Raw genomic sequence first — 22281 nt, 5'->3', positions numbered from 1 at the left:
GTCCTGGGCAACCGGGAGACGGGCCACGTACCGTCATCCGTCGCCGGACGGTCCGCACCCGCGGCCCGTCCGGCGTTTTCGTTCGCGTCACCCGTTTCTCAGAGCGGGCCGGCCGTCTTCAGCACGAGAAAGAGCGTGACCGTCGCGTTCGCCGACGAGAGCGCCGATCCGAGCGTCCCGGCCGCCGCCGCCCAGGCCGCCAGACCCACCGCGGTGAAGACCGGCGGCCAGCTGACGGCCGAGGGCGCCGGTTCGAGCAGCGCGGCCACCCGGCGCGGCACCGGTCCCGGCGCGGCGAAGGCCGCCGGGACCGGGGTGGGGGCGCCGCGCGAGACGAGGGCGGCCTTGCCGATGGCCCGTGCCACGACCCGCCGCTCGCCCGTCACCCGGGCCGCCTCCTCGTCCGCCCACCGTTCCGTCGTGTAGGTCACGGCCGAACGCAGCGGCAGCAGCAGCGGGTTGGCCCGCGCGGCGAAGCGGACGGCGAGCAGATAGCGGTGGTGGTGCCCGGCGAGATGCGCGCGTTCATGGGCGACGAGCGCCGCGCGTTCGCTCGCGTCCAGACACGCGAGCATGGCCGTGGAGACGACGATCCGGCCGCCCGAGACCCGGTCGCGCGCGGACGTGCGCGCGCCGGGGAGCGCGTACGCGTAGGCGGCCTCGTCGGTCAGTACGGCGAGTTCACCGTCCGGCACTCCGGCCAGCGCGTGCTCCGCCCGGTGGCGGACACGGCGGTGCCTGCGGGCGGCGGTCGACCACGACACGGCCACGGCGAGCAGCGCGACGACGGCCCCCTTCCCGGCTGCTTCCTCGTACGGCGCCGTCGGCGGACCCTCCTCCTCGGCCCAGGCGTCGCCCCACCCGTCGGGCAGCGGATGGCCGGGCAGTTGCACCGTACCGACGACCACCAGCAGCCCCAGGCACACCGTGCTGCACAGCGCCAGTACGGCGGCCAGCGCCGACAACAGCCGGGTGGCGAGCCGGGGATGGAGATGCCGCTCCGCCAGGCGCGCGATCGGCAGCGCGGTCAGGGGCAGCAACAGCGGCAGCAGGACGAACACGCCCATCCCGTCAGTCCTCCGCCCCGTCCTCGGGAAGATTGAGGAGGTCCCGCAGCAGCCGCTCGTCGTCGGGCGAGAGCGCGGTGACGAAGCGGGCCAGTACGGCTTCGCGGTCCGACTCGGCGTCAAGTACGCGGCGCATCCGCAGGGCGGCCAGCCCCGCCTCGTCGGAGGTCGCGCACCATTCGAAGAACCTGCCCACGCGCTCACGGGTGACGGCCCGTTTGGCCTGGAGTCTGGTGAGGATCGTCATGACCGTCGTGTACGCCAGGTCCCCGCCGAGCTGGTCGAGCACCCAGCCCGCGTTGACCGGTCCCGGCGCCTGCCGCAGCACGGCGAGCACCTGGGCCTCCAGCTCGCCCTGGCCGCGCCGACGCGGGCGCCCGTCCGCGTCCGCGTGGCCGGGAACGTCCCCGGCCGCGTCCCCGGCGCGCCGGTCACCGCCCCGGCCGCCGTCCCCACCGACTTGTGCCCTCACACCGTCTCCCTCCAGCACCGACGTGTGGCCTGGGGCCATCCGGCGCAGCTCCGGCGTGGCCCCGGCGTGGCGGCTTCGCCGCCCCGTACACGCTTCTACAGTGTTGTGGATTTTGAATGCGGTCACCAGTTCAACTCAGGAGGAGCAGCGTGGGAGTTTCCCTGTCCAAAGGCGGCAATGTCTCCCTCACCAAGGAGGCGCCGGGGCTGACAGCCGTCCTGGTCGGTCTCGGGTGGGACGTCCGCACCACGACCGGCACCGACTACGACCTGGACGCCAGTGCCCTGCTGGTCAACGAGGCCGGGAAGGTCGGCACGGACCAGAACTTCGTGTTCTACAACAACCTCAGGAGCCCTGACGGTTCGGTCGAGCACACGGGTGACAACCTGACCGGTGAGGGCGAGGGTGACGACGAGGTCGTCAAGGTGAACCTGGCCGGTGTCCCCGCCGATGTCTCCAGGATCGTCTTTCCGGTGTCGATCCATGACGCCCAAGCCCGCGGCCACAGCTTCGGCCAGGTCCGCAACGCCTTCATCCGTGTGGTGAACCAGTCCGGCGGAACCGAGATCGCGCGCTACGACCTGAGCGAGGACGCGTCCACCGAGACCGCGATGGTCTTCGGCGAGTTGTACCGCAGCGGCGCCGAGTGGAAGTTCCGCGCCGTCGGCCAGGGTTACGCGAGTGGCCTGTCCGGCATCGCCGCCGACTTCGGTGTCGGTGTCTGAGCCTTCGGTGTCCGAGCCCGGCGGTGGCCAGGTCCGACGGTGACTGAGTCCGGCGGCTCGTGATCGTGCCCGCCCTCCCGCCGGCACGCACGAAGGGGCGTGGGCGCGTGACGCGCATTCCACGCCCCTTCGGCGTGTGCGGACCTCGGGTGGCGGTCCTCAGCCGTGCGAATGAGCCGTGTCGGCCGGTCCGGCGGCGGCCGGCGCCTCCGGCGTGACGATCTCCTCGGAGACAGGTGCCGGCGGCCGGGGCTTACGGGTGAGGCGCCGGGCCAGCGGTTCGGTCCAACGGGCGGCCAGCGGGCCGAGTATGACCAGGATCAGTACGTACGCGGTGGCCAGCGGCCCGATCCGGGGTTCCACACCGACGGCCAGCCCCGCGATGACGATGGAGAACTCCCCGCGTGCCACGAGGGTGCCGCCCGTCCGCCAGCGGCCCGCCGTCTTGACTCCCGCTCTGCCCGCCGCGTACCAGCCCGTGGCAATCTTCGTCAGCGCGCTGACGACGGCCAGGATCAGGGCGGGGACGAGCACGGGCGGGATGTCGGCCGGATCGGTGTTCAGACCGAAGAACACGAAGAAGACGGCGGCGAAGAGATCGCGCAGCGGCGCGAGCAGGTTGTGCGCGCCCTCGGCCACTTCCCCCGACAGCGCGATGCCGACGAGGAACGCGCCGACCGCGGCCGAGACTTGAAGCTCCTGGGCGACACCCGCGACCAGTACCGTCAGACCGAGGACGACGAGCAGCAGCATCTCCGGGTTGTCGGAGGAGACCGCGCGGCTGATCAGCCGGCCGTGGCGCAGGGCGACGTACAGCACGATGCCCACACTGCCGAGGGAGATGAGCAGCGTGAGGCTGCCGCCCGCGAGGCTCAGTCCGGCCAACAGGGCGGTGAGCAGCGGCAGATAGACGGCCATGGCGAGATCTTCGATGACCAGGACGCCGAGGATGACGGGGGTTTCGCGGTTGCCGAGCCTGCCGAGGTCGCCGAGTACCTTGGCGATGACGCCGGACGACGAGATCCAGGTGACGCCCGCGAGCGCGACGGCGGCGACCGCGCCCCAGCCGAGCAGGAGCGCGGCGATCGCGCCGGGCAGCGCGTTCAGTACGAAGTCGACGATGCCGGAGGGGTACTGGGTCTTGAGGTTGGTGACGAGTTCGGAGGCGCTGTACTCCAGCCCGAGCAGGAGCAGGAGCAGGATGACTCCTATCTCGGCGCCCGTGGCGAAGAACTCCTCACTGGCCGCCATGGGGATGAGCCCGCCGTGGCCGAAGGCGAGTCCCGCCAGCAGGTAGAGCGGGATGGGCGAGAAGCCCACCCTCCCGGCGAGCCGGCCGAGCAGGCCCAGGCCGAGGATGACGGCCCCGAGTTCGATGAGCAGCGCGGTCGTGTCGTGCACGGGCGATTATCCTCCGGTGATCAGTTCGGCGACGGCGTCCACGCCTTCCCTGGTGCCGACGACGACGAGCGTGTCCCCCAGTGCGAAGCGGAAGTCCGGGGTGGGCGAGGGGACGGCGTCGGTCCGGCGCAGCACGGCGACGATGGACGCGCCGGTGCGGGTACGGGCCTGGGTGGAGCCGAGCGTGCGTCCTGCGAAGGGGGAGCGTTTGGTGACCGGGATGTGTTCGGTGACGAGGTCGATCTCCAGATGCTGGTGCAGATGCCCGACCGGGTCGGGCATCAGGAGTTTGGAGAGCGCCGTCGCCTCGTACGGGGCGAGCGGGGTGGAGTCCTTGCAGTTGTCGTCGTCGTCGGGGTCGTGGAAGGCGACGATGCGGCGCCCGTCCTGGTGCACCACGACCGAGATGTGGCGGCCCGAGTCGGTGTTGAGGTCGTAGCGGGTACCGACCCCGGGCAGGGCGGTCTTGCTGACGTGAGCGGTGTGCTCCATGGGAAGGCGCTCCATGCGGAATGCGTCGGAGGTGTGCGGGCGCGGGGCCCCTGGTGAGGCAATTCTCCGCCATGCGGCGCGGCGGGGGCCCGTCAGTTCCGGGCGGCCGGCCGGGTCGTTAAGGGGGGTAGGGTGCGCTCGCCCATGAGCTGCCCCTCCGCCTCGACCACCGATCGGCAATGAGCAGCCCAGCACTCAACCGAGCGACGGCAACTCGTCAGCCATTTTAACGTAAAACAAAATGGGTCGATTGTTGGCATTAGAGGGTGTATTGACGCATATGCAGGGGTGTCCGGAGCGCCTACGAGGCGCGCCGGCCCCGTCAGGACGGCGGCGGAGTGCCGCGCCGGATCTGCTCCCGGTTCGGGTCGAAGAGGTGCCCCGCCGCACCGGACACGACGAGCCCGCCCGCGAGAAGGAGCCCGTGTCCCAGCGCGATCCCCGCCCCGAGCAGCGCGAGACCGACGGCGAGCGTCAGCCACGCGGTGCCGCGCCGGTACTCGCGGGGGCGGCAGGGGCGCCCCCGTGCGAAGTCGGCGGCGAAGCGCGGATCGTCGTGCCGCAGCCGGTCGGCGAGGCCGTCGAGCTGCCGGTCTTCGTCGTGGGCGTGCATGGAACCTCCACCCCCGGATCGGTGCGAATGATCGGCGGCACCGGGCCGGCGCCGCGTCCTGGCGGCCGGGGTCACACCAGGACGAAGTAGCGCAGCCACACGTACGCCGCGGCGATCACGGTGGTGACCGCCGTGACGACCAGTCCGTAGCGGCTGAATGTCCAGAACGAGATGTGGTGGCCCTCCCGCTCGGCGATGCCGACGACCACGACGTTCGCCGACGAGGCGATGATCGTCGCGTTGCCGCCGAGGTCCGCGCCGAGCGCGAAGGACCACCAGAGCATGCCCGCCTCGCCCGTGCCGCCCGCCGAGGCGACGATCTCGGAGACGATCGGGCTGACGGAGGCGACGAACGGGATGTTGTCGATGAAGGCCGAGGGGACGACCGACCCGAAGACCAACGCCATGGAGGTGCCGAGGAGTTCACCCTCGGTGGCCTCCGCCGCCAGCTCCCCCAGGTCTCCGATGACCCCGATCTGCACCATCGCGCCGACCATCACGAACAGTCCGGTGAAGAACGCCAGCGTCTCCCACTCCACGTCGCGCGCCACCTCCTCGGCGTCGAGCCGCGAGAGGGCGAGAAGGACGAGCCCGCCGGTGATCGCGACGACCGAGGGTTCGATATGGAACGTGGTGTGCAGGACGAACCCGGCCATCACGGCCAGCAGGACGATCCCGCTCAGCTTGAGCAGCCGGGGGTCCTTGATGGCGGCCCGTTCGTCCATCTCCATCACGGACTTGGCCCGCTCGGGGTCGTAGCGGAACGCCTTGCGGAACATCACCCGGCTCATCAGGACGAAGACCACCATCAGCACCACCACGATCGGCGTCATGTGCAGCAGGAAGTCGTTGAAGGAGAGGCCCGCGCGCGAGCCGATGATGATGTTGGGCGGGTCACCGATCAGGGTGGCGGCGCCGCTGATGTTGCACGCCATCACCTCGGCGATCAGATACGGGACGACCGGCAGGCCGAGCTTGTTGCAGACGAGGATCGTCACGGGTGCGATCAGCAGGACGGTCGTCACGTTGTCGAGCCACGGGGAGAGCACCGCGGTGGCCAGGATCAGCAGCACCATCAGCCGGTAGGGCTTGCCGCGGGCCCGTTTGGCCGCCCAGATCGCGATGAACTCGAAGACTCCGGTCCGCTTGAGCACCGAGACGATCAGCATCATGCCGAGGAGCAGGAAGATGACGTTCCAGTCGATGCCCGCCTCTTCGGAGAAGAAGGCGTGCTCGGCGTCGGTCACCCCGAGCGCCAGCATGATCACCGCACCGCCGAGGGCGGCCTTCACACGGTGGACCCACTCGGTGGCGATCAGGACGTAGACACCCGCGAACACCCCGACGGCCAGCCAGGCCGTGATGCCCATCTCCGCTTCCCCTCGGTGCGCCGCGCCGTCACCGGGCGGCCGGCTTCCCGACCGCTCCTGTACCCGCCGGATGTGTCTGTCCACGATCACCCGGCGCCGGGCACCGTCACCATCGGTGCCGACACCCATATCCGGGGGTGTGGGACATGTACTCGGGGGTCAGGGACATGCATGTCGTACCGGGTGGCGGGGACTCGTCGCGGGCAGGGGCGATAGTGGGAGGTCCACCCCGAGGAGGCCGTACTCCGTGTCCCTGTTCTGGCGCATCTTCCTGCTCAACGCCGCCGTGCTGTTCGCGGCGACCGCGCTGCTGCTGCTCGGTCCCGTCACGGTCTCCACACCGGTCCTGCTCACCGAGGCGATGATCATGGCCGCAGGTCTGGTCGCCATGCTGATCGCGAACGCCGCGCTGCTGCGGATCGGACTCGGCCCGCTGCAACGGCTCACCCGTGCGATGACCACCACCGATCTGCTGCGTCCCGGCCCCCGGCCGGCCGTCTCGGGACACGGGGAGATCGCCGAACTGATCAGGACGTTCAACAGGATGCTGGACCGGCTGGAGGCCGAACGCGCGGCCAGCAGCGCGCTCGCGCTCTCCGCGCAGGAGGCCGAACGCCACAGGATCGCCCAGGAGTTGCACGACGAGATCGGCCAGACCCTGACCGCCGTGCTGCTTGAGATCAGGCGCGTCGCCGACCGTGCGCCCGAGCCGCTGCGGGACGAACTGCACCAGGTGCAGGAGACCACCAGGGACAGCCTGGACGAGATCCGCAGGATCGCCCGCCGGCTGCGCCCCGGGGTGCTGGAGGAACTGGGGCTGATCAGCGCGCTGAAGGCGCTGGCGAACGAGAGCACGACTCATAGCGGACTCACCGTCAGGCACAGCTTCGACGGCGATCTTCCACCGCTGGACCACGAGGTCGAGCTGGTGCTCTACCGGGTCGCCCAGGAAGGCCTCACCAACATCATCCGGCACGCCGGCGCCCGGCAGGTCGGCGTGGCGCTGCACCACGGCCCGCTCGGAGTCGAACTGTCGGTCATGGACGACGGACGCGGAATCGGTACGGCCCCGGAGGGCGCGGGCATCCGGGGCATGCGCGAGCGCGCGCTGCTGATCGGCGCGGAGGTGTCGGTGGGCGACGCGCCCGGCGGAGGTACGGAGGTACGGCTGCACGTCCCCGCCACTCAGATCCGACCGGCCACCCGCCGCACGAACAGGAGCGACTGACGATGACCGCCCATCCGGACCGCGGAACCAGCCCCGCCCCGGCCTCCGGGCCGGTGCGGACCCGCATCCTGCTCGCCGACGACCACGCCCTCGTACGGCGCGGGGTGCGGCTGATCCTCGACGCGGAGCCGGACCTGACCGTCGTCGCGGAGGCGGGCGACGGCGCGGAGGCCATCGAGATGGCCCGCGAGCACCGCCCCGATCTGGCCATTCTCGATATCGCGATGCCGAGGCTGACCGGGCTCCAGGCCGCCCGCGAGCTCTCCAGGCTGCTGCCGGGGACGCGCATCCTGATCCTCACGATGTACGACAACGAGCAGTACTTCTTCGAGGCGCTGAAGTCCGGCGCGAGCGGCTACGTCCTCAAGTCGGTGGCGGATCGCGACCTGTTGGAGGCGTGTCGCGCGGCGATGCGCGACGAGCCGTTCCTCTATCCCGGCGCCGTCACCGCGCTCATCCGCAACTACCTGGACCGGGTGCGCCGGGGAGAGAACATCCCGGAGAACGCCGTGACCGTGCGGGAGGAGGAGATCCTCAAACTCGTCGCCGAGGGGCACTCGTCGAAGGAGATCGCCGATCTGCTCGTCATCAGCGCCAAGACGGTCGAGCGCCATCGGGCCAATCTGCTCCAGAAGTTGGGGCTCAAGGACCGCGTGGAACTGACCAGATACGCCATCAGGGCCGGCCTCATCGAGCCCTGACCGGCGTACGGGGGGAGTTCCGGCGCCGTCCGCCGGGCAGGGTCACAGTCAGACACCGCACCACGAGAGCGGAATGAGGCGAGCCATGTCCCACAGCAGCTGGGAGTTCACGGACGACCGCGGCCATCTCACCGTCGCACCCCACCGCCCGGAACGGGTGGTCGCCTACATCCAGGCGGGCGCGACCCTGTGGGACCACGGCCTGCGGCCCCTGGGGATCTTCGGATCCCACCACGACGGAGACACCCCCGACCCCGCGAAGGCGGGCGCACTGCCGCTCGACCGCACCCTCGACTTCGGCGGTGGCTCCTCGGTCGATCCGGACGCCGTCCTCGCCGCCGAACCGGATCTGCTGGTGGCCGTCAGCTACGGCGGCGGCCAGATCTACGGCATCGATCCGGAGGCGGCCAAGCATCTGGAGGAGCAGGTCGGTGTGATCGTCATCGACGTCGGCAAGGACCGGCCGCTGGACGGGACAAGAGACCGGTTCACGGCACTCGCCCGCTCCCTCGGCGCGCCGCACGAGCCCGACACACAGGATCTGGAGTGGGCGGAGGCCCGGCTCCGTACGCTCACCGCACGCCCCGCAGCGGCCCGGGTGCTCGCCCTGTCGGCCGCCGGGCCCGGCTCCGTACATCTCGCGCGGCCCGGCACCTGGCCCGACCTGCGGGCGCTGACGGCGCTCGGCGTCGATCTGCTCGATCCCGGGGAGGGAGCGGGCGTCAACTGGCGTACGACCGACTGGGAGCAGGCGCTGGCGCTCGATCCGGATGTCGTGCTCGGCGACATCCGGGCGAACGCGGCCACGCCCGGAGCGCTCAGGGGTGACAGCCACTGGCGTGCGCTCCAGGAGCGGGCACGCACCGTGGCCTGGAATCCGGAGGCGCCGTGCAGCCACCAGGGGCACGCGCGCTTCGTGGACGCGGTGGCGGCGGCGCTGTAAAGACGGGCGGGGGCCGTGCGGGCGCCGTGTCGGTCGAGTGACCGGGTCAGATGAGGGCGGCGCCCTCCCGGTCAGGCGGCTCGGCCCGACGGGGCGAACTCGCACCACACGGCCTTGCCGTCCCCGCGTGGCTCGACCCCCCAGCGCGCCGCCACGGCGTCGATCATCAGCAGCCCGCGTCCCGACGTCGCCGCCTCGCCCGGCCACCGCCGCCGTGGCCAGGCGCTGGAGCGGTCCTTCACCCAGAGCCGTACCCGACGGACAGGACCGGGCACGACCTCCAGCGTGAGGACGGCGCCTCCCTCGGTGTGCAGCAGCACGTTCACCAGCATCTCCCCGGCGGCCAGTTGCACGTCGTCGACCAGGGCGGGCATGTGCCAGTCCACGAGCGCCTGGCGCAGCACGGCGCGGGTCTCGATCAGGCCCTCCGGGTCGGCCTGGTGGATGTACTGGTGGATTCGCGGCGCCTGGTGGGTGCCGGGGTCGGGCGCCCGGTGCACGACGAGGAGCGCGACGTCGTCGCCGGTCGCCCAGCGCTGCCACAGCCGGTCGGGGAGATGGTCGGCGAGGGGGCCCGCCCCGCCGGGCCCGGTGCGCACGGCGTGGGCGAGTTCCCCCATGCCGTCCGTGATGTCGAGTCCCGGCTCCTCCACGAGACCGTCGGTGCACAGCACGAACGTCTCGCCGGGCACCAGGTCGAGCCGGGTCTCGGGGAAGTCCTCCTGCCCGAACTCGGTGGCGAGGCCCAGGGGCAGTCCGCCGCTCAGATGGGGCCAGCCGGTTCTGCCGTCGGTGTGCCGGACGAGCGGGCCGAGGTGTCCGGCGCGTACGGCACGTACCTCTCCGGTGGAGAGGTCGAGCTCGGCGTACGTACAGGTGGCGAAGCGCTCGGTGTCCAGCTCCACGAGAAACCGGGAGGCCCGCGCGAGGACGGTCGCCGGTGGATGGCCCTCGCCGGCGAAGGCGCGCAGGGCTATCCGCAGCTGGCCCATGATCGCGGCGGCGTGTGTGTCATGTCCCTGGACGTCGCCCACGACGACGCCGACCCGTCCGCCCGGCAGGGCGATCACGTCGTACCAGTCGCCGCCGACCTCCCTGCCGCTCCAGGCGGCGTGGTAGCGCACCGCGATCTCGGCGCCCGTGAAGGCCGGGATGTCGCGGGGCAGCATGGACGCCTGGAGTCCGGTGGCGAACTCCCGCTCCTGGTCGAAGAGGATCGCGCGCTGGAGCGACTGGGCGACGACGCCCGCAAGGCCGAGACAGATGTCGCGGTCCTCGGCCGTGAAGCGGGTGCGACCGCGGTAGAAGAGCGCGAGGCCGCCGACGGAGCGCGCCTGGGCGACGAGCGGGAGGAAGGCCGCCGCGTCGAACCCCTGGCCACCGGCGTACGGGCCGAGCCGGGTCGGGTCGTCGGCGGGTTCGGGGAATCCGAGGGCCTCGCCGAGTCCGGGGAGCGAGGTGGAGAAGCGGGCCCGCCGGGTGAGGGCCGCCTCGGCGAGCGGCGTGGAACCGGCCAGCGGGGCGGCGGGCATCTCCCCCGGCACGTCCAGGGAGTCTCCGGCCAGGGCGACGAGTCTCACCGAGCCGCCGTCGACGATGCCGATCGCCAGCCCGTCGGCGACGAAGCGTTCCAGGCCGCCGCTCTCGCTCAGCACGTCGATGACATCCTCGACGGTGACCGCGCGGGACAGGGCCTCGGTGATGCCCTGGAGGATCGTGGTCAGCTGCCGCCGGTCGGCCTCCTCGGGGCTGACCTCGGCGAACTCCGTCAGCTCGGTGCTCGCGTTGCGGATGATACCGACGATGCGGTGCGGGGTCCCCCGGTCGTCGCGCAGAATCCGGGCCCGCACATGGGTCCACTGGCGGAGTCCGTTACGGCGGTTGACCTGGAAGTACGCGCCGTAGGACGAGCGGCCCAGGCGGATCGCCCGGTCCACCGTGGAGTCGAGGCGCAGGCCGTCCTCCACGGGGAGCCGGGGGCGCAGGGATTCGGGGTCTCCGTCGTACTCCCCCGCGCGCAGGTCGAACACGGCCTGCCCCGCCGCATCGAGTTCCAGGGTCCTGTGCGCCAGGTCCCAGTCGAAGCTGCCCATACGGTTCAGGGCAAGCCGCTCGTCCGCACCGATGGCCGGGCGGTTCCGTCCTGCCATGTGCCCGCTCCGGAAGTAGAGATGATGCAAGAAGCGTAGCTTTCATTGCATCTCATCGCATAACGGTCCTGGCGGGCCTCTTCGGCAGGTTTCAGCCCCGTGCCGCCTGTGCCAGATGTTCCCGCGCCCACTCCTCGAAGGTGGTGAGAGGAAGGCCGAGGTCCCGCGCGAATTCCGGGCGGGCGGGCTGCGGGTGCTCGTTGATGTGCGACTGCCCGAATCCCATGTCGGGCATTCCGGCGGCGGTCGCCTCCTCCTTGCCCATGTCGGGCGCCGCCAGCTCGGTGCCCAGGTGACGGGAGAGGATCCCGGCGATGTCGGTCATCGTCAGATGGTCACTGGCCAGCTCAAGCTCGACACGGTTGAACCTCTCGGGCTCGGTGACGGCGGCGGCCGCCGCCCTGCCGATGTCCTTGACCGCGACGAGAGACAGCCAGGTCCCGGGCTTCAGAAGGGTCACGAGGCCCCCCTCGACTCCGCGCGGGAACACGATCTCCTCGGAGGGGTGCAGGTTCTCCATGAAGTAGCCCGGCTTGATGAGCGTCCAGTGCGTGAAGCCGGCCTCGCGCACGCGGTCCTGGATCCCGGCCTTCGCGGTGTAGTAGGGCTCCATCCAGGCCCAGGCGCCCTTCACCCAGCGGGTGTGCTGCCCGGCGCCGGAGACGGAGGTGTGCACGAACTGCGGGACTCCGGCGGCCCTCGCCGCCTCGATCAGATTGACGGCCTGTACGACCTCGCCCTCGAAGGCGCGTCCGTTCACGTCGGGCATCTGGACCGAGAAGACGGCGCGTGCCCCTTCGGCGGCGCGGGTCAGGGAGCCGGGGTCGTAGAGGTCGCCGGTGACCAGTTCGGCGCCGAGCGCTTCGACGGCCTTCGCCCGGTCGGTCGCGGGGTCACGGACCAGCGCCCGGACGGGAACGCCCGCCGCGAGCAGGGCACGGGTGGTGGCGCCGCCCTGCCGGCCGGTGGCGCCGGCGACCAGGACGGGTGCGGATTCAGTGGTCATGGTGGTCCTCGGGGTGGTGGCACGGATAAATGGCGTGGCCCGCCACTTACCTTCGGGTACGATACGGAGGACCCCGCCACTTAGCAAGCTCGGAGATGCCGCATGACCGTCCAGCGCGCGGACGCCCGGCGCAACTACGCGCGGATCCTCGCGGTGGCCGAGCAGGAGGTCGCCGAGCACGGCGCCGACGCCTCCCTGGAACAGATCGCCCGCACCGCGGGAGTCGGATCGGCCACCGTGCGCAGGCACTTCCCGGGCCGGCGCGCGATGCTGCAGGCGGTGTTCAACGAGCGGATCGAGGCCCTGTGCGCCCGCGCCGATTCGCTGGCCGGGAAGGACGACGCGCGGGCCGCGCTGCTGGACTGGCTGGGCGCGCTCACCACGTACGCCGCCTCCGCGCGCGGCATGGCCGGCCTGCTGATCCAGGACGGAACGGACCCGGACGACCCGGCTCATGTGAACGCCTGCTCGGTGAAGCTCGGAGGGGCGGCCGAACCGCTGCTGCGAAACGCCGCGCGGGCCGGTGCGGTGGCGCCGGACGTGACCGTCGCCGATCTCGTCACCCTGGTCACCGGCATCGCCCTGGCCACGGAACAGCACCCGGACCCCATCGCCGAGGCGCACCGTCTGCTGAAGCTGACCGTGGCGGGAATCAGCCCGCGGAGCTGAGCGGGAGACCCGGGGGCCTCCCCGACAGCGGCTTCGCCCTCGTCGTGTCATGCACCTGGACACGGTGAGGGCGCCGTGCTGTGATGCCAACTGCCGTTCTTTCCAACGTTGTACAGACTTCGTCGATGCTCGTGGACGGGAGACCCGATGACGCTCGACCGACGACATTTCCTCGGCACCGGCGCCCTCGCGATCGGTGGTGCGGGCCTGCTGGGGCCACTGGCCCCGACCGCCGCGGCCGTGCCGGCGGCGCGCGGCGGCTGGTACACGCCGAACATCGCGCCGCTCGCCCCCACCGTCTTCCAGAAGCTGCCGCTGGGCAGCGTCACCCCGCGCGGCTGGCTCACCGGCCAGCTGCGCCTGCTGCTCGACGGACTGTTCGGCCGGTACGCCGAGGTCTCGCACTTCCTGCGGTTCGACGACTCCGGCTGGGTGCACCCCGAGAAGAACGGCTGGGAGGAAGTCACCTACTGGCTGCGCGGTTACGTGGACCTGGCCGCCCTCACCGGTGACGCGGCGGCCCTCGCCACCGCCCGCCGCTGGATCGACGCGATCATCGCCACCCGGCAGCCCGACGGCTTCTTCGGGCCCACCCGGCTGCGTACGGCCCTGAACGGGGGACCGGACTTCTGGCCGTATCTGCCGCTCCTTCAGGCGCTGCGCTCGCACGAGGAGTTCACCGGGGACGAGCGCATCGTGCCGTTCGCCGTCCCCTTCCTGCGCTACATGAACGCGCAGGGGCCCGGCGCCTTCAACTCCAGCTGGGTGTCCAAGCGTTGGGGCGACGGTCTCGACATCGCGTTCTGGCTCTACAACCGCACCGGCGAGTCCTTCCTGCTCGAACTCGCCGACAAGATGCACACCCACGGCGCCAACTGGGTCGACAACTTCCCGGACCTGCACAACGTCAACATCGCGCAGGGCTTCCGCGAGCCCGCCCAGTACGCGCTGCGCTCCGGCTCGGCGGAGCTGTCCCGTGCCACGTACCGGAGTTACGACTCCGTCATGGGCACCTACGGCCAGTTCCCCGGCGGCGGTTTCGCCGGTGACGAGAACTCCCGCCCCGGCTTCGGCGATCCCCGCCAGGGCTTCGAGACCTGCGGCACCGTCGAGTTCATGGCCAGCCACGAGCTGCTCACCCGGATCACCGGCGACCCCGTCTGGGCCGACCGGTGCGAGGAGCTGGCCTTCAACCTGCTGCCCGCGGCGACCGATCCGCTGGGCAGGGGCATCCACTACGTCACCAGCGCCAACAGCGTCGAACTCGACAACACCGCCAAGAACCAGGGCCAGTACCAGAACGGCTTCGCCATGCAGGCGTACAAGCCGGGCATCGACACCTACCGCTGCTGTCCGCACAACTACGGCATGGGCTGGCCCTACTTCACCGAGGAGCTGTGGCTGGCCACCCCCGACCGGGGGCTCGCGGCCGCGATGTACGCGCCGAGCCAGGTGCGCGCGAAGGTCGCCGACGGGACCGAGGTCACCGTCACCGAGTCCACCGACTACCCGTTCAAGGAGACCGTCACCCTCACCGTCGGCACGCCCCGGCGCGTCACCTTCCCGCTCTACCTGCGGATTCCCGGCTGGTGCCAGGACCCCCAACTGACCGTCGCCGGACGGCGCGTGGCCCTGCCGGGCGACGGGCCGCGGTTCGTCAAGGTCGAGCGCGAGTGGCGCGGCGGTGAGCGGGTGACCCTGCGGCTGCCGCAGCGCACCACCGTACGGACCTGGGACGACAACCACGGTTCCGTCAGCGTGGACCACGGGCCGCTCACGTACTCCCTCAAGATCGGCGAGCGGTACGAACGGTTCGCGGGCACCGAGGACTTCCCCGAACTCTCCGTGCACCCCACCACCCCGTGGAACGTCGGCCTCGCGCCCGACCCGCTCCGCGGGCTGCGGTTCACGGCCGACAGCGGACCGCTCGCCGCGAATCCCTTCACCCACGAAGGCACACCCGTACGGATCACCACGTCGGCGCGCCGCATCGAGGAGTGGGTGGCCGACGACCAGCGTGTCGTCGCTCCTCTCCAGGACAGCCCGGCCCGCAGCACCGCGCCGCCCGAGCAGGTGACGCTCGTCCCGATGGGCGCGGCCCGGCTGCGGATCACCGCGTTCCCGACCGCGTCACCCGCCGGGCGGGCCTGGACGCCGGAGCCGCCGTTCCGGCGCGTGCGGAACAAGCACAGCGGCAAGGTGCTCGCCGTGGACGGGATGTCCCTGGACTCGGGCGGGCGCGTCGTGCAGTTCGACAACACGGGGACGGCGGACCACGCCTGGCAGTTGGCGCCGGCGGGCGGCGGCTGGTTCCTGATCCGCAACGGCAACAGCGGGAAGATCATCGGGGCCGAGGGCGGATCGACGGCGAACAGCGCGCGTGTTGTCCAGTTCGCGGACGACGGGAGCGGTGACCATCTCTGGCAGCTGGTCGACCGGGGCGAGGGCTGGTCGCTGATCCTCAACCGGCACAGCGGGAAGGTTCTGGGTGTCGACGGGATGTCCACGGCCAACAGCGCGCAGGTGGTGCAGTTCGAGGACAACGGTACGGACGACCATCTCTGGCAGCTGATCTGAGACGGCGCCCCTCCGGTCGGGATGACCGCCGGCGCGACAACTCGGCGCCGGCGGTCACTTGTTGTTCGCAACGGAACCCGTGACGGCCCATCTGTTCACAACTCTTGACGTGTACGAAACAGCGGAGCAGCATCAGCCGTGCATCCAGAGAGCGCTCTCTCATGATTCACGGAGGGCTCTCCGGGTGTTCCCCCCACCGTTCACGACTCAGGAGAGATGCCCGTGCACGCTCCCCCCATCGGCTCTCCGGCGCTCCACGGCGCCTCACCGCCCTCCCGCCGGGGCCTCGCGGCGACGCTCGCCGCCACCCTGGCCGCGACCCTGCTGGCCTTCGTCCCGAGCGGTCCCGCGCATGCCGACCCGATCGAGGGCGGCGGCGATCTCGGCCCCAACGTGATCGTGTTCGACCCCTCGACGCCCGACATCCAGGGCAAACTCGACGAGGTCTTCAAGCAGCAGGAGTCGGCCCAGTTCGGCGCCGGCCGCTACCAGTTCCTGTTCAAGCCGGGGACATACAACGGGCTCAACGCCCAACTCGGCTTCTACACCTCGGTGTCGGGCCTCGGGCTCTCGCCGGACGATGTGAACATCAACGGCGACGTGACCGTGGACGCCGGCTGGTTCGACGGCAACGCCACGCAAAACTTCTGGCGTTCGGCCGAGAACCTGTCGCTCAATCCGGTGAACGGGACGAACCGCTGGGCCGTCTCGCAGGCCGCGCCGTTCCGCCGTATGCACGTCAAGGGCGGGCTCAACCTGGCTCCCGACGGCTACGGCTGGGCCAGCGGCGGCTATATCGCCGACAGCAAGATCGACGGCAGCGTGGGCCCGTACTCCCAGCAGCAGTGGTACACCCGTGACAGCTCGGTCGGCGGCTGGCAGAACGCCGTGTGGAACATGACGTTCTCCGGTGTGGAGGGCGCGCCCGCGCAGAGCTTCCCCGACCCGCCGTACACCACGCTGGAGACCACCCCCACCTCCCGCGAGAAGCCGTTCCTCTATCTGGACGGCGCCGACTACAAGGTGTTCGTGCCCGAGAAACGCACCAACGCGCGCGGGGTGACCTGGGACAGCGGCGCGCCTGCGGGCTCGTCGATCGGTCTGGACCAGTTCTACGTGGTCAAGCCGGGCGCGACGGCGCAGACCATCAACGCGGCGCTCGACCAGGGCCTCAATCTGCTGTTCACGCCCGGCGTGTACCACGTGGACGAGACGATCGACGTCAACCGCGCGGACACGGTCGTCCTGGGGCTCGGACTCGCCACGATCATCCCCGACAACGGGGTGACGGCGATGAAGGTCGCCGATGTGGACGGGGTGAAGCTGGCCGGTTTCCTGATCGACGCCGGACCGGTCAACTCCGAGACTCTGCTGGAGGTCGGGCCCGAGGGATCGTCGGCCGACCACGCCGCCAATCCGACCACTGTCCAGGACGTCTTCATCCGCATCGGCGGAGCCGGTCCCGGCAAGGCGACCACCAGCATGGTGATCAACAGCGACGACACCATCGTCGACCACACCTGGGTGTGGCGGGCGGACCATGGTGACGGGGTCGGCTGGGAGACCAACAGGGCCGACTTCGGCGTACGGGTGAACGGCGACGACGTCCTGGCCACCGGGCTGTTCGTCGAACACTTCAACAAGTACGACGTCGAGTGGTACGGCGAGCGCGGCCGGACGATCTTCTTCCAGAACGAGAAGGCGTACGACGCGCCCAACCAGGCGGCGATCCAGAACGGCGACACCAAGGGTTACGCCGCCTACAGGGTCGACGACTCGGTCGAACAGCACGAGGGCTGGGGCATGGGCAGCTACTGCTACTACAACGTCGATCCGACGATCCAGCAGCACAACGGATTCGCGGCTCCGGTCAAACCGGGCGTGAAGTTCCACCATCTGCTGGTGGTCTCGCTCGGCGGGCAGGGCCAGTACGAACGGGTGATCAACGACATCGGCGAACCCACGTCGGGGACGTCGACCGTCCCCTCGGTCGTGGTCCAGTTCCCCTGACCCGACGGCCGTCCTGAGGCGCCGGACCGACGGCGTCCCCGGGCAGTGCCCGGCCTCCTGAGAGGCCGGGCACTGTCATGTGCCGGGGCCACGGCGGTCCGTGCCGGGTCAGTGCCTGCCGCCACGCAGCTTGCCGAACAGGCGGCGGGCCTGCTCGCGCTTCCTCGGGTCCGACGAGGCCGCGCGCGCCTGACCTATCACGCGCCGCCCCTGCGGGCTACGGGTGAAGGCCTTGATGCGGTCGATGATTCCGGGCATGCCGTCTCCTGCGCTTTCGATGACACCGACGGCCCCGTCGCGGGGCCTCGGGCTACGTCTACCCCCTGCAACGCATGGAGACCCCCATTACGTTCCCATTACCTCCTCTTTGCCTTTGGGATGGCGCGCCCGGCCCGCCTTCCGCTCCCCGATATGCCGTCCTCCGATGGCGCCCCGGCCCGACCCCGCCCAGACTGACGTGATGTCAGGGAAGCGAAGCGCCGGACTCCTGCTCTACCGGATCACGGAGTCCGGCGGCACCGACGTGCTCATCGGGCACATGGGCGGCCCGTTCTGGGCGGGCCGCACACGGGCCGCGTGGTCGATCCCCAAGGGCGAGTACGGCCCCGACGAGACGCCGGAGCACGCGGCGGCCCGGGAGTTCGAGGAGGAAGTGGGGCATCCCGCGCCCGACGGGCCCCGGGTACCGCTGGGCGAGACCCGCCAGTCGGGCGGCAAGACGGTCACCGTATGGGCGATCGAGGCGGACTTCGACCCCGCCGTCGCCGTGTCCGGCACGTTCACCATGGAGTGGCCTCGGGGCTCGGGCGTGGAGCGGGAGTTCCCGGAGCTGGACCGGCTCGCCTGGTTCCCGCTGGACGAGGCCGTGGAGCTGCTGGTGTCGGGACAGCGGATCTTCCTCGGCCGGCTGGCCGGGCACATAGCGAACCGCGCGGACGACGAGGCCTGATCCGCGGGACACGGTCCCGGACGACGCGCCCGATCCACGGGACACGCCCCAGGTGCTTGGGAGAAGTGGCCCGGCCGCGCGAAGATCCGGCGGTCCGAGTAGCCGGGCGTCCGGAGCACCGGGCGTCCGGCAGCCGAGAGAAATCCGTCCGGAAAGGGATACGCCCCCATGCACCACAGATCGCACGTGTACGCCGCCGTCGGCGCGGTACTGCTCATGGCATCGGCCCTGCCCGCCACCGCTCACCCCGCCGCCGCGCTCGACACCTCGCATCTGCCGCCGCCTGCCGCGCCACGGGCCGGGGCGCCCGGCCCGCCGGCCGCCAAAAGCTCCTTCCGGTCGGAGAGTCCGGTCACGGCCGACGCCCTGCGGGCAAAGCTCCAGGACTGCGCGCCCGTCTCGAAGGGCCGGTACCGGACCGACCAGGACAAGCCCGCCAGTGTCCCCGTGTGCGGCAAGAAGGGCGCCGTCTTCTGGAAGGCCGACCTGGACATCGACTGCGACGGCCAGGTCACGACCCGCTGCAACAGGACGACCGACCCCTGGTTCCACGGGGACACCGCCTTCCACCAGTCCGACGGCAAGCCGCTGAACGCGGAGAAACTCCCGTATGTCGTGGTGCCCGCGCCCAGCGGCATCTGGGACTACACCGCGTCCGGCATCCGGGGCGGCGGTGTCGCCGCGCTCGTGCACAAGGACCGGGTGGAGTACGCGGTGGTGGGCGACACCGGACCCGCCGGGATCATCGGGGAGGCGTCGTACGCCGCCGCGCAGTCGCTCGGGGTCGACCCCGATCCCTCGCGCGGCGGCGTCGCGTCGGGGGTGACGTACATCCTGTTCAAGGACTCCAGGGTCACGCCGATCGAGAGCCGGTCGTCGGCGGTGGAGCTGGGCGGCGAACTGGCCAGGAAGTTCCTTCAGGAGAACTGACGGAACGTCCCCCGGCACGAACGTCCTCGGTACGGAGGCGAAGTCGGCGCCGCCTCCGTACCGAGGACGTGATCCTTCACGTGTCGCAGGCCGCGGGTCGCGGGGCGCGGGTCGCGGGGCGCGGGTCGCCCTAGACGATGCCCTCGGAGATCTCCGACTGCTCGCGCGCGCTGCCGTACGACTGCGGGGTGCTGTACGAGCCCCGCGCCGCGTACCACCAGGCAGTGGCAAGCGCCAGCACGACCGCGAGCGCGACCACCGCGTAGTTCATGGTGTCGGTGGTCACCGGGTTCTTCTGGGGCAGGCAGAAGATCACGGTCACGATCACGACCCAGGCGACGGCGATCCAGCCGATCGGCTTGCTCCAGCGGCCGAGTGTCCAGGGGCCGGGCTGGAAGCGGTCGCCGGCGCGCAGCTTGAGATAGATCGGGATCGCGTAGGCGGGTGTGATGCCGATGACGTTGATCGCGGTCACGGCGCCGTACGCGGTCGGCGAGTACAGCGAGGGCAGGGCGAGCACGCAGGCGAAGCCGACCGACAGCCACACCGCGGGCACCGGGGTCTGCGTGCGGCTGCTGACGCGCCGCCACAGCGCCGATCCGGGCAGGGCGTTGTCACGGCTGAAGGCGAACACCATACGGCTGGCGGCGGCGACTTCCGCGTTGCCGCAGAAGAGCTGCGCCATGATCACGACCAGCAGGAGCGCACTGGCGCCGTTGGTACCGAGGACGTCGATGAAGATCTGCGCGGGTGGCACGGCGGCGCCGCTCGTGTCCGCGTAGTCCTGGATGGCGAAGGTCAGACCGGCGAGGAGGGCGAAGCCGGCGATCCAGGAGACCCAGATGGCGCGCACGATGCCGCGCGCGGCGGAGACGGAGGCGTTGGACGTCTCCTCGGAGAGATGGGCCGACGCGTCGTAGCCGCAGAAGGTGTACTGGGCGAGCAGCAGACCGATCGCGGCGACATAGATCGGGTTCTGCCAGCCGGTCTCGTTGACGAATTCCGTGAACACGAATTCGGGCGACTGGTGATTCTTGGGGACGACTGCGAGGATACCGACGATCAACGCCACACCGCCGAGGTGCCACCAGACGCTGATCGAGTTGAGGACGCTGACCAGCCGGACGCCGAAGAGGTTCAGTGTCGCGTGCAGCAGCAGGATGCACATGAATATGATCATGGTCCAGCCGGGTGTCGCCTCGAATCCCCACTGGAGGTTGAGGAACGCGCCGGTGAACAGGGCCGCGCCGTAGTCGATCCCGGCGATCGCACCCAGCAGTCCGAGCAGGTTCAACCAGCCCGTGTACCAGCCCCACTTACGTCCGCCGAGCCGGTCGGCCATGTAGTAGAGCGCGCCCGACGTGGGATAGGCGCTGGTCACCTCCGCCAGCGCCATGCCTATGCAGAGCACGAAGAGACCGACACCGACCCAGCCCCACAGCATCACGGCGGGGCCGCCGGTGATGAGCCCGAAGCCGTACAGGGTCATGCATCCCGACAGGATCGAGATCACCGAGAAGCTGATGGCGAAGTTCCCGAAACCGCCCATCCTGCGGGCGAGTACGGGCTGATAGCCGAGTTCCCTCAGCCGTTCTTCCTCGTCTTGCCGCGGAACCGGATCCGACTTCGACCAGGCCGGTGGGGAGACGGACATGGCAGTACCTCCCGGTACGGAGAAATCAAGGAGAGTGGGCAATGTGCGGTGGTGGCCTGGCGGGGCCGGGGGAGCGGGAGCCGATGCGAAGAGCGGTACTAGGAATCCGATTTCCGTTCACGGTCGGCGGCGAAGCAGCGGGCGCGGGCGCGGGTGAACACCTCCTCGGCCTGTGTGGTGTCGTCGGGCCCCCGGGCCCGGTAGGCCCAGGGCACGGGGGTGTAGTACGGCCCCAGGGCCTTGAACACCCTGGCCGCCTCCGACAGTTGGAGAGACCCCCACAGGGCGTGCGCCAGATGGTTGAGGTCCAGCAGCGAGTTCTCGGTGGGCACCGACTTGTCGAACCAGATGTGCAGGGCCCGCAGCGCGTCCCGGGTGGCGTCCTCGGTGACCCAGTGCAGGTCCAGCGCCTTCTCGTTGCCGCGCTCCCTGCGGTACCGCTCGACCCGTACGAAGAGCGGGAGAGCCTGGAGCGCCGAGCCCTCGGGGGCGGACGAGGCCGCCCACTGGACGAAGTTGACCGCCTCGGACAGCGAGCCGTCGGCCCTGCGGGCGTACACGAACTGAAGCATCCGGTGGTACGCCTCGCGGTTGCACGGGTCGCGCTTGTCCGCCTCGGCGAGCAGGGCCCAGGGGCCGGGGAAGAGCATCGGCCCCGGTGGTGCCAGCCGGTTCTCCTCCATCCGCTGCTTGCCGTCGAGTTGGGCGAGCGCGAGCAGACAGACCCACGGGACGGGGTCGGCGGGTACGAGCCGCGCGGCGCTGTCGCACGCCTCCCACGCCTGGCGCCACAGATCGGTCGTGCGCGCGTGGCCCTCGCGGTGCGCACGCAGGGCGCGCTCCACCGTCACGCGCGTCCGCATGACGACGGCGTCCGTATTGTCGGGCTCCTCGGCCAGCCAGGTGTGCACGGTGTCCGAGCCAGCGGCGACGGTGGCGAGCACCTGCGTACGCTGGGTCCACAAGGCCCAGCCACGCGTGCCGGCGAGCAGCTCACGCATCGACAGCCAGCGGCCGGTTCGCAATTCCTGTACGGCCTCCCGGAGTTCACTGTCGTGGCCCGCCGGGTGGTAGAGCGGACGAAAGCGATCGCTCACGTACCCTCCGCCCGATACTCCCGCAACTCCGCCTCTTTCCGGAGCAGTTCGAATCCCCGTGCCTATCAAGGCACTTGAGAATCACCCTACTCAGTGATAATTACTCCGCTGTTATTCGGCGATCAGTGTAGGGGCCAACGCAAGGGCCCCAGGAACACTTTGCTGATCTTAAGCAACCCTGAGTGCATGTCGTGACCTTGACGTGCAAGACCGGGCTGCAGCACCCT

General features: G+C 70.5%; 20 protein-coding genes. 9 read left to right on the top strand and 11 right to left on the bottom strand.

What is annotated here, in order from left to right:
• Positions 1-98: 98 nt before the first annotated feature.
• Together OIE74_RS36185 and OIE74_RS36180 are read right to left on the bottom strand one after the other, a co-directional pair.
• On the bottom strand, positions 99-1067 hold the full coding sequence (locus OIE74_RS36185; RefSeq protein ID WP_329391401.1) for a M56 family metallopeptidase: 969 nt from the start codon (positions 1065-1067) through the stop codon (positions 99-101).
• Positions 1068-1071: 4 nt separating this feature from the next.
• Entirely contained in the window at positions 1072-1416 is a 345-nt protein-coding gene (locus OIE74_RS36180) for a BlaI/MecI/CopY family transcriptional regulator (RefSeq protein ID WP_329392558.1), read from the bottom strand.
• Positions 1417-1688: 272 nt separating this feature from the next.
• On the opposite strand from OIE74_RS36180, the gene OIE74_RS36175 reads away from it, so the two are divergent.
• Complete coding sequence (locus OIE74_RS36175) at positions 1689-2264, top strand: TerD family protein (protein WP_329391400.1); 576 nt, start codon at positions 1689-1691, stop codon at positions 2262-2264.
• Between the two features lie 159 nt (positions 2265-2423).
• On the opposite strand, the gene OIE74_RS36170 is transcribed toward OIE74_RS36175, so the two are convergent.
• The 4 genes from OIE74_RS36170 to OIE74_RS36155 all read right to left on the bottom strand — a co-directional run bounded on the left by OIE74_RS36170 (position 2424) and on the right by OIE74_RS36155 (position 6140).
• The gene (locus OIE74_RS36170) at positions 2424-3665 is read right to left on the bottom strand and encodes a cation:proton antiporter (RefSeq protein ID WP_329391398.1); all 1242 of its coding nucleotides are present in this window, start codon (positions 3663-3665) and stop codon (positions 2424-2426) included.
• A 6-nt stretch (positions 3666-3671) separates the two neighbouring features.
• A complete protein-coding gene (locus OIE74_RS36165; RefSeq protein ID WP_329391396.1) occupies positions 3672-4157 on the bottom strand; it encodes a cation:proton antiporter regulatory subunit in 486 nt (161 codons plus the stop codon).
• Between the two features lie 322 nt (positions 4158-4479).
• Entirely contained in the window at positions 4480-4770 is a 291-nt protein-coding gene (locus OIE74_RS36160; RefSeq protein ID WP_329391394.1) for a DUF3040 domain-containing protein, read from the bottom strand.
• Between the two features lie 71 nt (positions 4771-4841).
• Positions 4842-6140 (bottom strand): ArsB/NhaD family transporter, encoded by a 1299-nt coding sequence (locus tag OIE74_RS36155; RefSeq protein ID WP_329391391.1) that lies wholly within the window; start codon positions 6138-6140, stop codon positions 4842-4844.
• Between the two features lie 247 nt (positions 6141-6387).
• Between OIE74_RS36155 and OIE74_RS36150 the strand changes: the two genes are divergently transcribed.
• The 3 genes from OIE74_RS36150 (at position 6388) to OIE74_RS36140 (ending at position 9012) form a co-directional block, all read left to right on the top strand.
• Positions 6388-7368 carry a HAMP domain-containing sensor histidine kinase gene (locus OIE74_RS36150; RefSeq protein WP_329391388.1) on the top strand — a complete coding sequence of 327 codons (981 nt, stop codon included), beginning with the start codon at positions 6388-6390 and terminating at the stop codon, positions 7366-7368.
• A 2-nt stretch (positions 7369-7370) separates the two neighbouring features.
• A complete protein-coding gene (locus OIE74_RS36145) occupies positions 7371-8069 on the top strand; it encodes a response regulator transcription factor (RefSeq protein WP_329391385.1) in 699 nt (232 codons plus the stop codon).
• A gap of 85 nt (positions 8070-8154) precedes the next feature.
• Complete coding sequence (locus OIE74_RS36140) at positions 8155-9012, top strand: ABC transporter substrate-binding protein (RefSeq protein WP_329391383.1); 858 nt, start codon at positions 8155-8157, stop codon at positions 9010-9012.
• A 71-nt stretch (positions 9013-9083) separates the two neighbouring features.
• Here OIE74_RS36140 and OIE74_RS36135 read toward each other — a convergent pair whose 3' ends face one another.
• Together OIE74_RS36135 and OIE74_RS36130 are read right to left on the bottom strand one after the other, a co-directional pair.
• Positions 9084-11162: a SpoIIE family protein phosphatase gene (locus OIE74_RS36135; RefSeq protein ID WP_329391381.1), complete on the bottom strand. Its 2079-nt coding sequence runs from the start codon at positions 11160-11162 to the stop codon at positions 9084-9086.
• A gap of 91 nt (positions 11163-11253) precedes the next feature.
• Complete coding sequence (locus tag OIE74_RS36130; protein ID WP_329391378.1) at positions 11254-12168, bottom strand: NmrA/HSCARG family protein; 915 nt, start codon at positions 12166-12168, stop codon at positions 11254-11256.
• 102 nt (positions 12169-12270) lie between these two features.
• Here OIE74_RS36130 and OIE74_RS36125 point away from each other — a divergent pair, with 102 nt between their 5' ends.
• From OIE74_RS36125 to OIE74_RS36115, 3 genes are all read left to right on the top strand, one after another.
• Positions 12271-12837: a TetR/AcrR family transcriptional regulator gene (locus OIE74_RS36125; protein WP_329391375.1), complete on the top strand. Its 567-nt coding sequence runs from the start codon at positions 12271-12273 to the stop codon at positions 12835-12837.
• Between the two features lie 147 nt (positions 12838-12984).
• Positions 12985-15414 (top strand): beta-L-arabinofuranosidase domain-containing protein, encoded by a 2430-nt coding sequence (locus OIE74_RS36120; protein ID WP_329391373.1) that lies wholly within the window; start codon positions 12985-12987, stop codon positions 15412-15414.
• 216 nt (positions 15415-15630) lie between these two features.
• Complete coding sequence (locus tag OIE74_RS36115; RefSeq protein ID WP_443076321.1) at positions 15631-17424, top strand: coagulation factor 5/8 type domain-containing protein; 1794 nt, start codon at positions 15631-15633, stop codon at positions 17422-17424.
• A gap of 108 nt (positions 17425-17532) precedes the next feature.
• Here the strand turns inward: OIE74_RS36115 and OIE74_RS36110 are convergent, their stop codons facing one another.
• Positions 17533-17682 (bottom strand): hypothetical protein, encoded by a 150-nt coding sequence (locus tag OIE74_RS36110; RefSeq protein WP_329391368.1) that lies wholly within the window; start codon positions 17680-17682, stop codon positions 17533-17535.
• Positions 17683-17884: 202 nt separating this feature from the next.
• Here OIE74_RS36110 and OIE74_RS36105 point away from each other — a divergent pair, with 202 nt between their 5' ends.
• Positions 17885-18373 (top strand): NUDIX domain-containing protein, encoded by a 489-nt coding sequence (locus tag OIE74_RS36105; RefSeq protein WP_329391365.1) that lies wholly within the window; start codon positions 17885-17887, stop codon positions 18371-18373.
• Between the two features lie 168 nt (positions 18374-18541).
• Positions 18542-19303: a glycoside hydrolase family 75 protein gene (locus tag OIE74_RS36100; RefSeq protein WP_329391363.1), complete on the top strand. Its 762-nt coding sequence runs from the start codon at positions 18542-18544 to the stop codon at positions 19301-19303.
• 130 nt (positions 19304-19433) lie between these two features.
• Here the strand turns inward: OIE74_RS36100 and OIE74_RS36095 are convergent, their stop codons facing one another.
• The gene (locus tag OIE74_RS36095; protein WP_329391361.1) at positions 19434-20957 is read right to left on the bottom strand and encodes an amino acid permease; all 1524 of its coding nucleotides are present in this window, start codon (positions 20955-20957) and stop codon (positions 19434-19436) included.
• Between the two features lie 98 nt (positions 20958-21055).
• Positions 21056-21958, bottom strand: a complete 903-nt coding sequence (locus OIE74_RS36090; RefSeq protein ID WP_329392557.1) for a hypothetical protein — start codon at positions 21956-21958, stop codon at positions 21056-21058.
• Positions 21959-22281: the final 323 nt, after the last annotated feature.

Origin of the sequence: Streptomyces sp. NBC_01716 (assembly GCF_036248275.1) — a bacterium.
Lineage (GTDB): Bacteria > Actinomycetota > Actinomycetes > Streptomycetales > Streptomycetaceae > Streptomyces.
Note: the sequence above shows the minus strand (reverse complement) of the source record. Positions and strands in the feature narration are given on the sequence as shown.

Coding starts and splice junctions, on each gene's coding strand:
- OIE74_RS36185 (WP_329391401.1), bottom strand. CDS start 1,067: ATGGGCGTGTTCGTCCTGCTGCCGCTGTTGCTGCCCCTGACCGCGCTG.
- OIE74_RS36165 (WP_329391396.1), bottom strand. CDS start 4,157: ATGGAGCACACCGCTCACGTCAGCAAGACCGCCCTGCCCGGGGTCGGT.
- OIE74_RS36160 (WP_329391394.1), bottom strand. CDS start 4,770: ATGCACGCCCACGACGAAGACCGGCAGCTCGACGGCCTCGCCGACCGG.
- OIE74_RS36155 (WP_329391391.1), bottom strand. CDS start 6,140: ATGGGCATCACGGCCTGGCTGGCCGTCGGGGTGTTCGCGGGTGTCTAC.
- OIE74_RS36145 (WP_329391385.1), top strand. CDS start 7,371: ATGACCGCCCATCCGGACCGCGGAACCAGCCCCGCCCCGGCCTCCGGG.
- OIE74_RS36140 (WP_329391383.1), top strand. CDS start 8,155: ATGTCCCACAGCAGCTGGGAGTTCACGGACGACCGCGGCCATCTCACC.
- OIE74_RS36135 (WP_329391381.1), bottom strand. CDS start 11,162: ATGGCAGGACGGAACCGCCCGGCCATCGGTGCGGACGAGCGGCTTGCC.
- OIE74_RS36130 (WP_329391378.1), bottom strand. CDS start 12,168: ATGACCACTGAATCCGCACCCGTCCTGGTCGCCGGCGCCACCGGCCGG.
- OIE74_RS36125 (WP_329391375.1), top strand. CDS start 12,271: ATGACCGTCCAGCGCGCGGACGCCCGGCGCAACTACGCGCGGATCCTC.
- OIE74_RS36120 (WP_329391373.1), top strand. CDS start 12,985: ATGACGCTCGACCGACGACATTTCCTCGGCACCGGCGCCCTCGCGATC.
- OIE74_RS36115 (WP_443076321.1), top strand. CDS start 15,631: ATGCCCGTGCACGCTCCCCCCATCGGCTCTCCGGCGCTCCACGGCGCC.
- OIE74_RS36110 (WP_329391368.1), bottom strand. CDS start 17,682: ATGCCCGGAATCATCGACCGCATCAAGGCCTTCACCCGTAGCCCGCAG.
- OIE74_RS36105 (WP_329391365.1), top strand. CDS start 17,885: ATGTCAGGGAAGCGAAGCGCCGGACTCCTGCTCTACCGGATCACGGAG.
- OIE74_RS36100 (WP_329391363.1), top strand. CDS start 18,542: ATGCACCACAGATCGCACGTGTACGCCGCCGTCGGCGCGGTACTGCTC.
- OIE74_RS36095 (WP_329391361.1), bottom strand. CDS start 20,957: ATGTCCGTCTCCCCACCGGCCTGGTCGAAGTCGGATCCGGTTCCGCGG.
- OIE74_RS36090 (WP_329392557.1), bottom strand. CDS start 21,958: ATGCGTGAGCTGCTCGCCGGCACGCGTGGCTGGGCCTTGTGGACCCAG.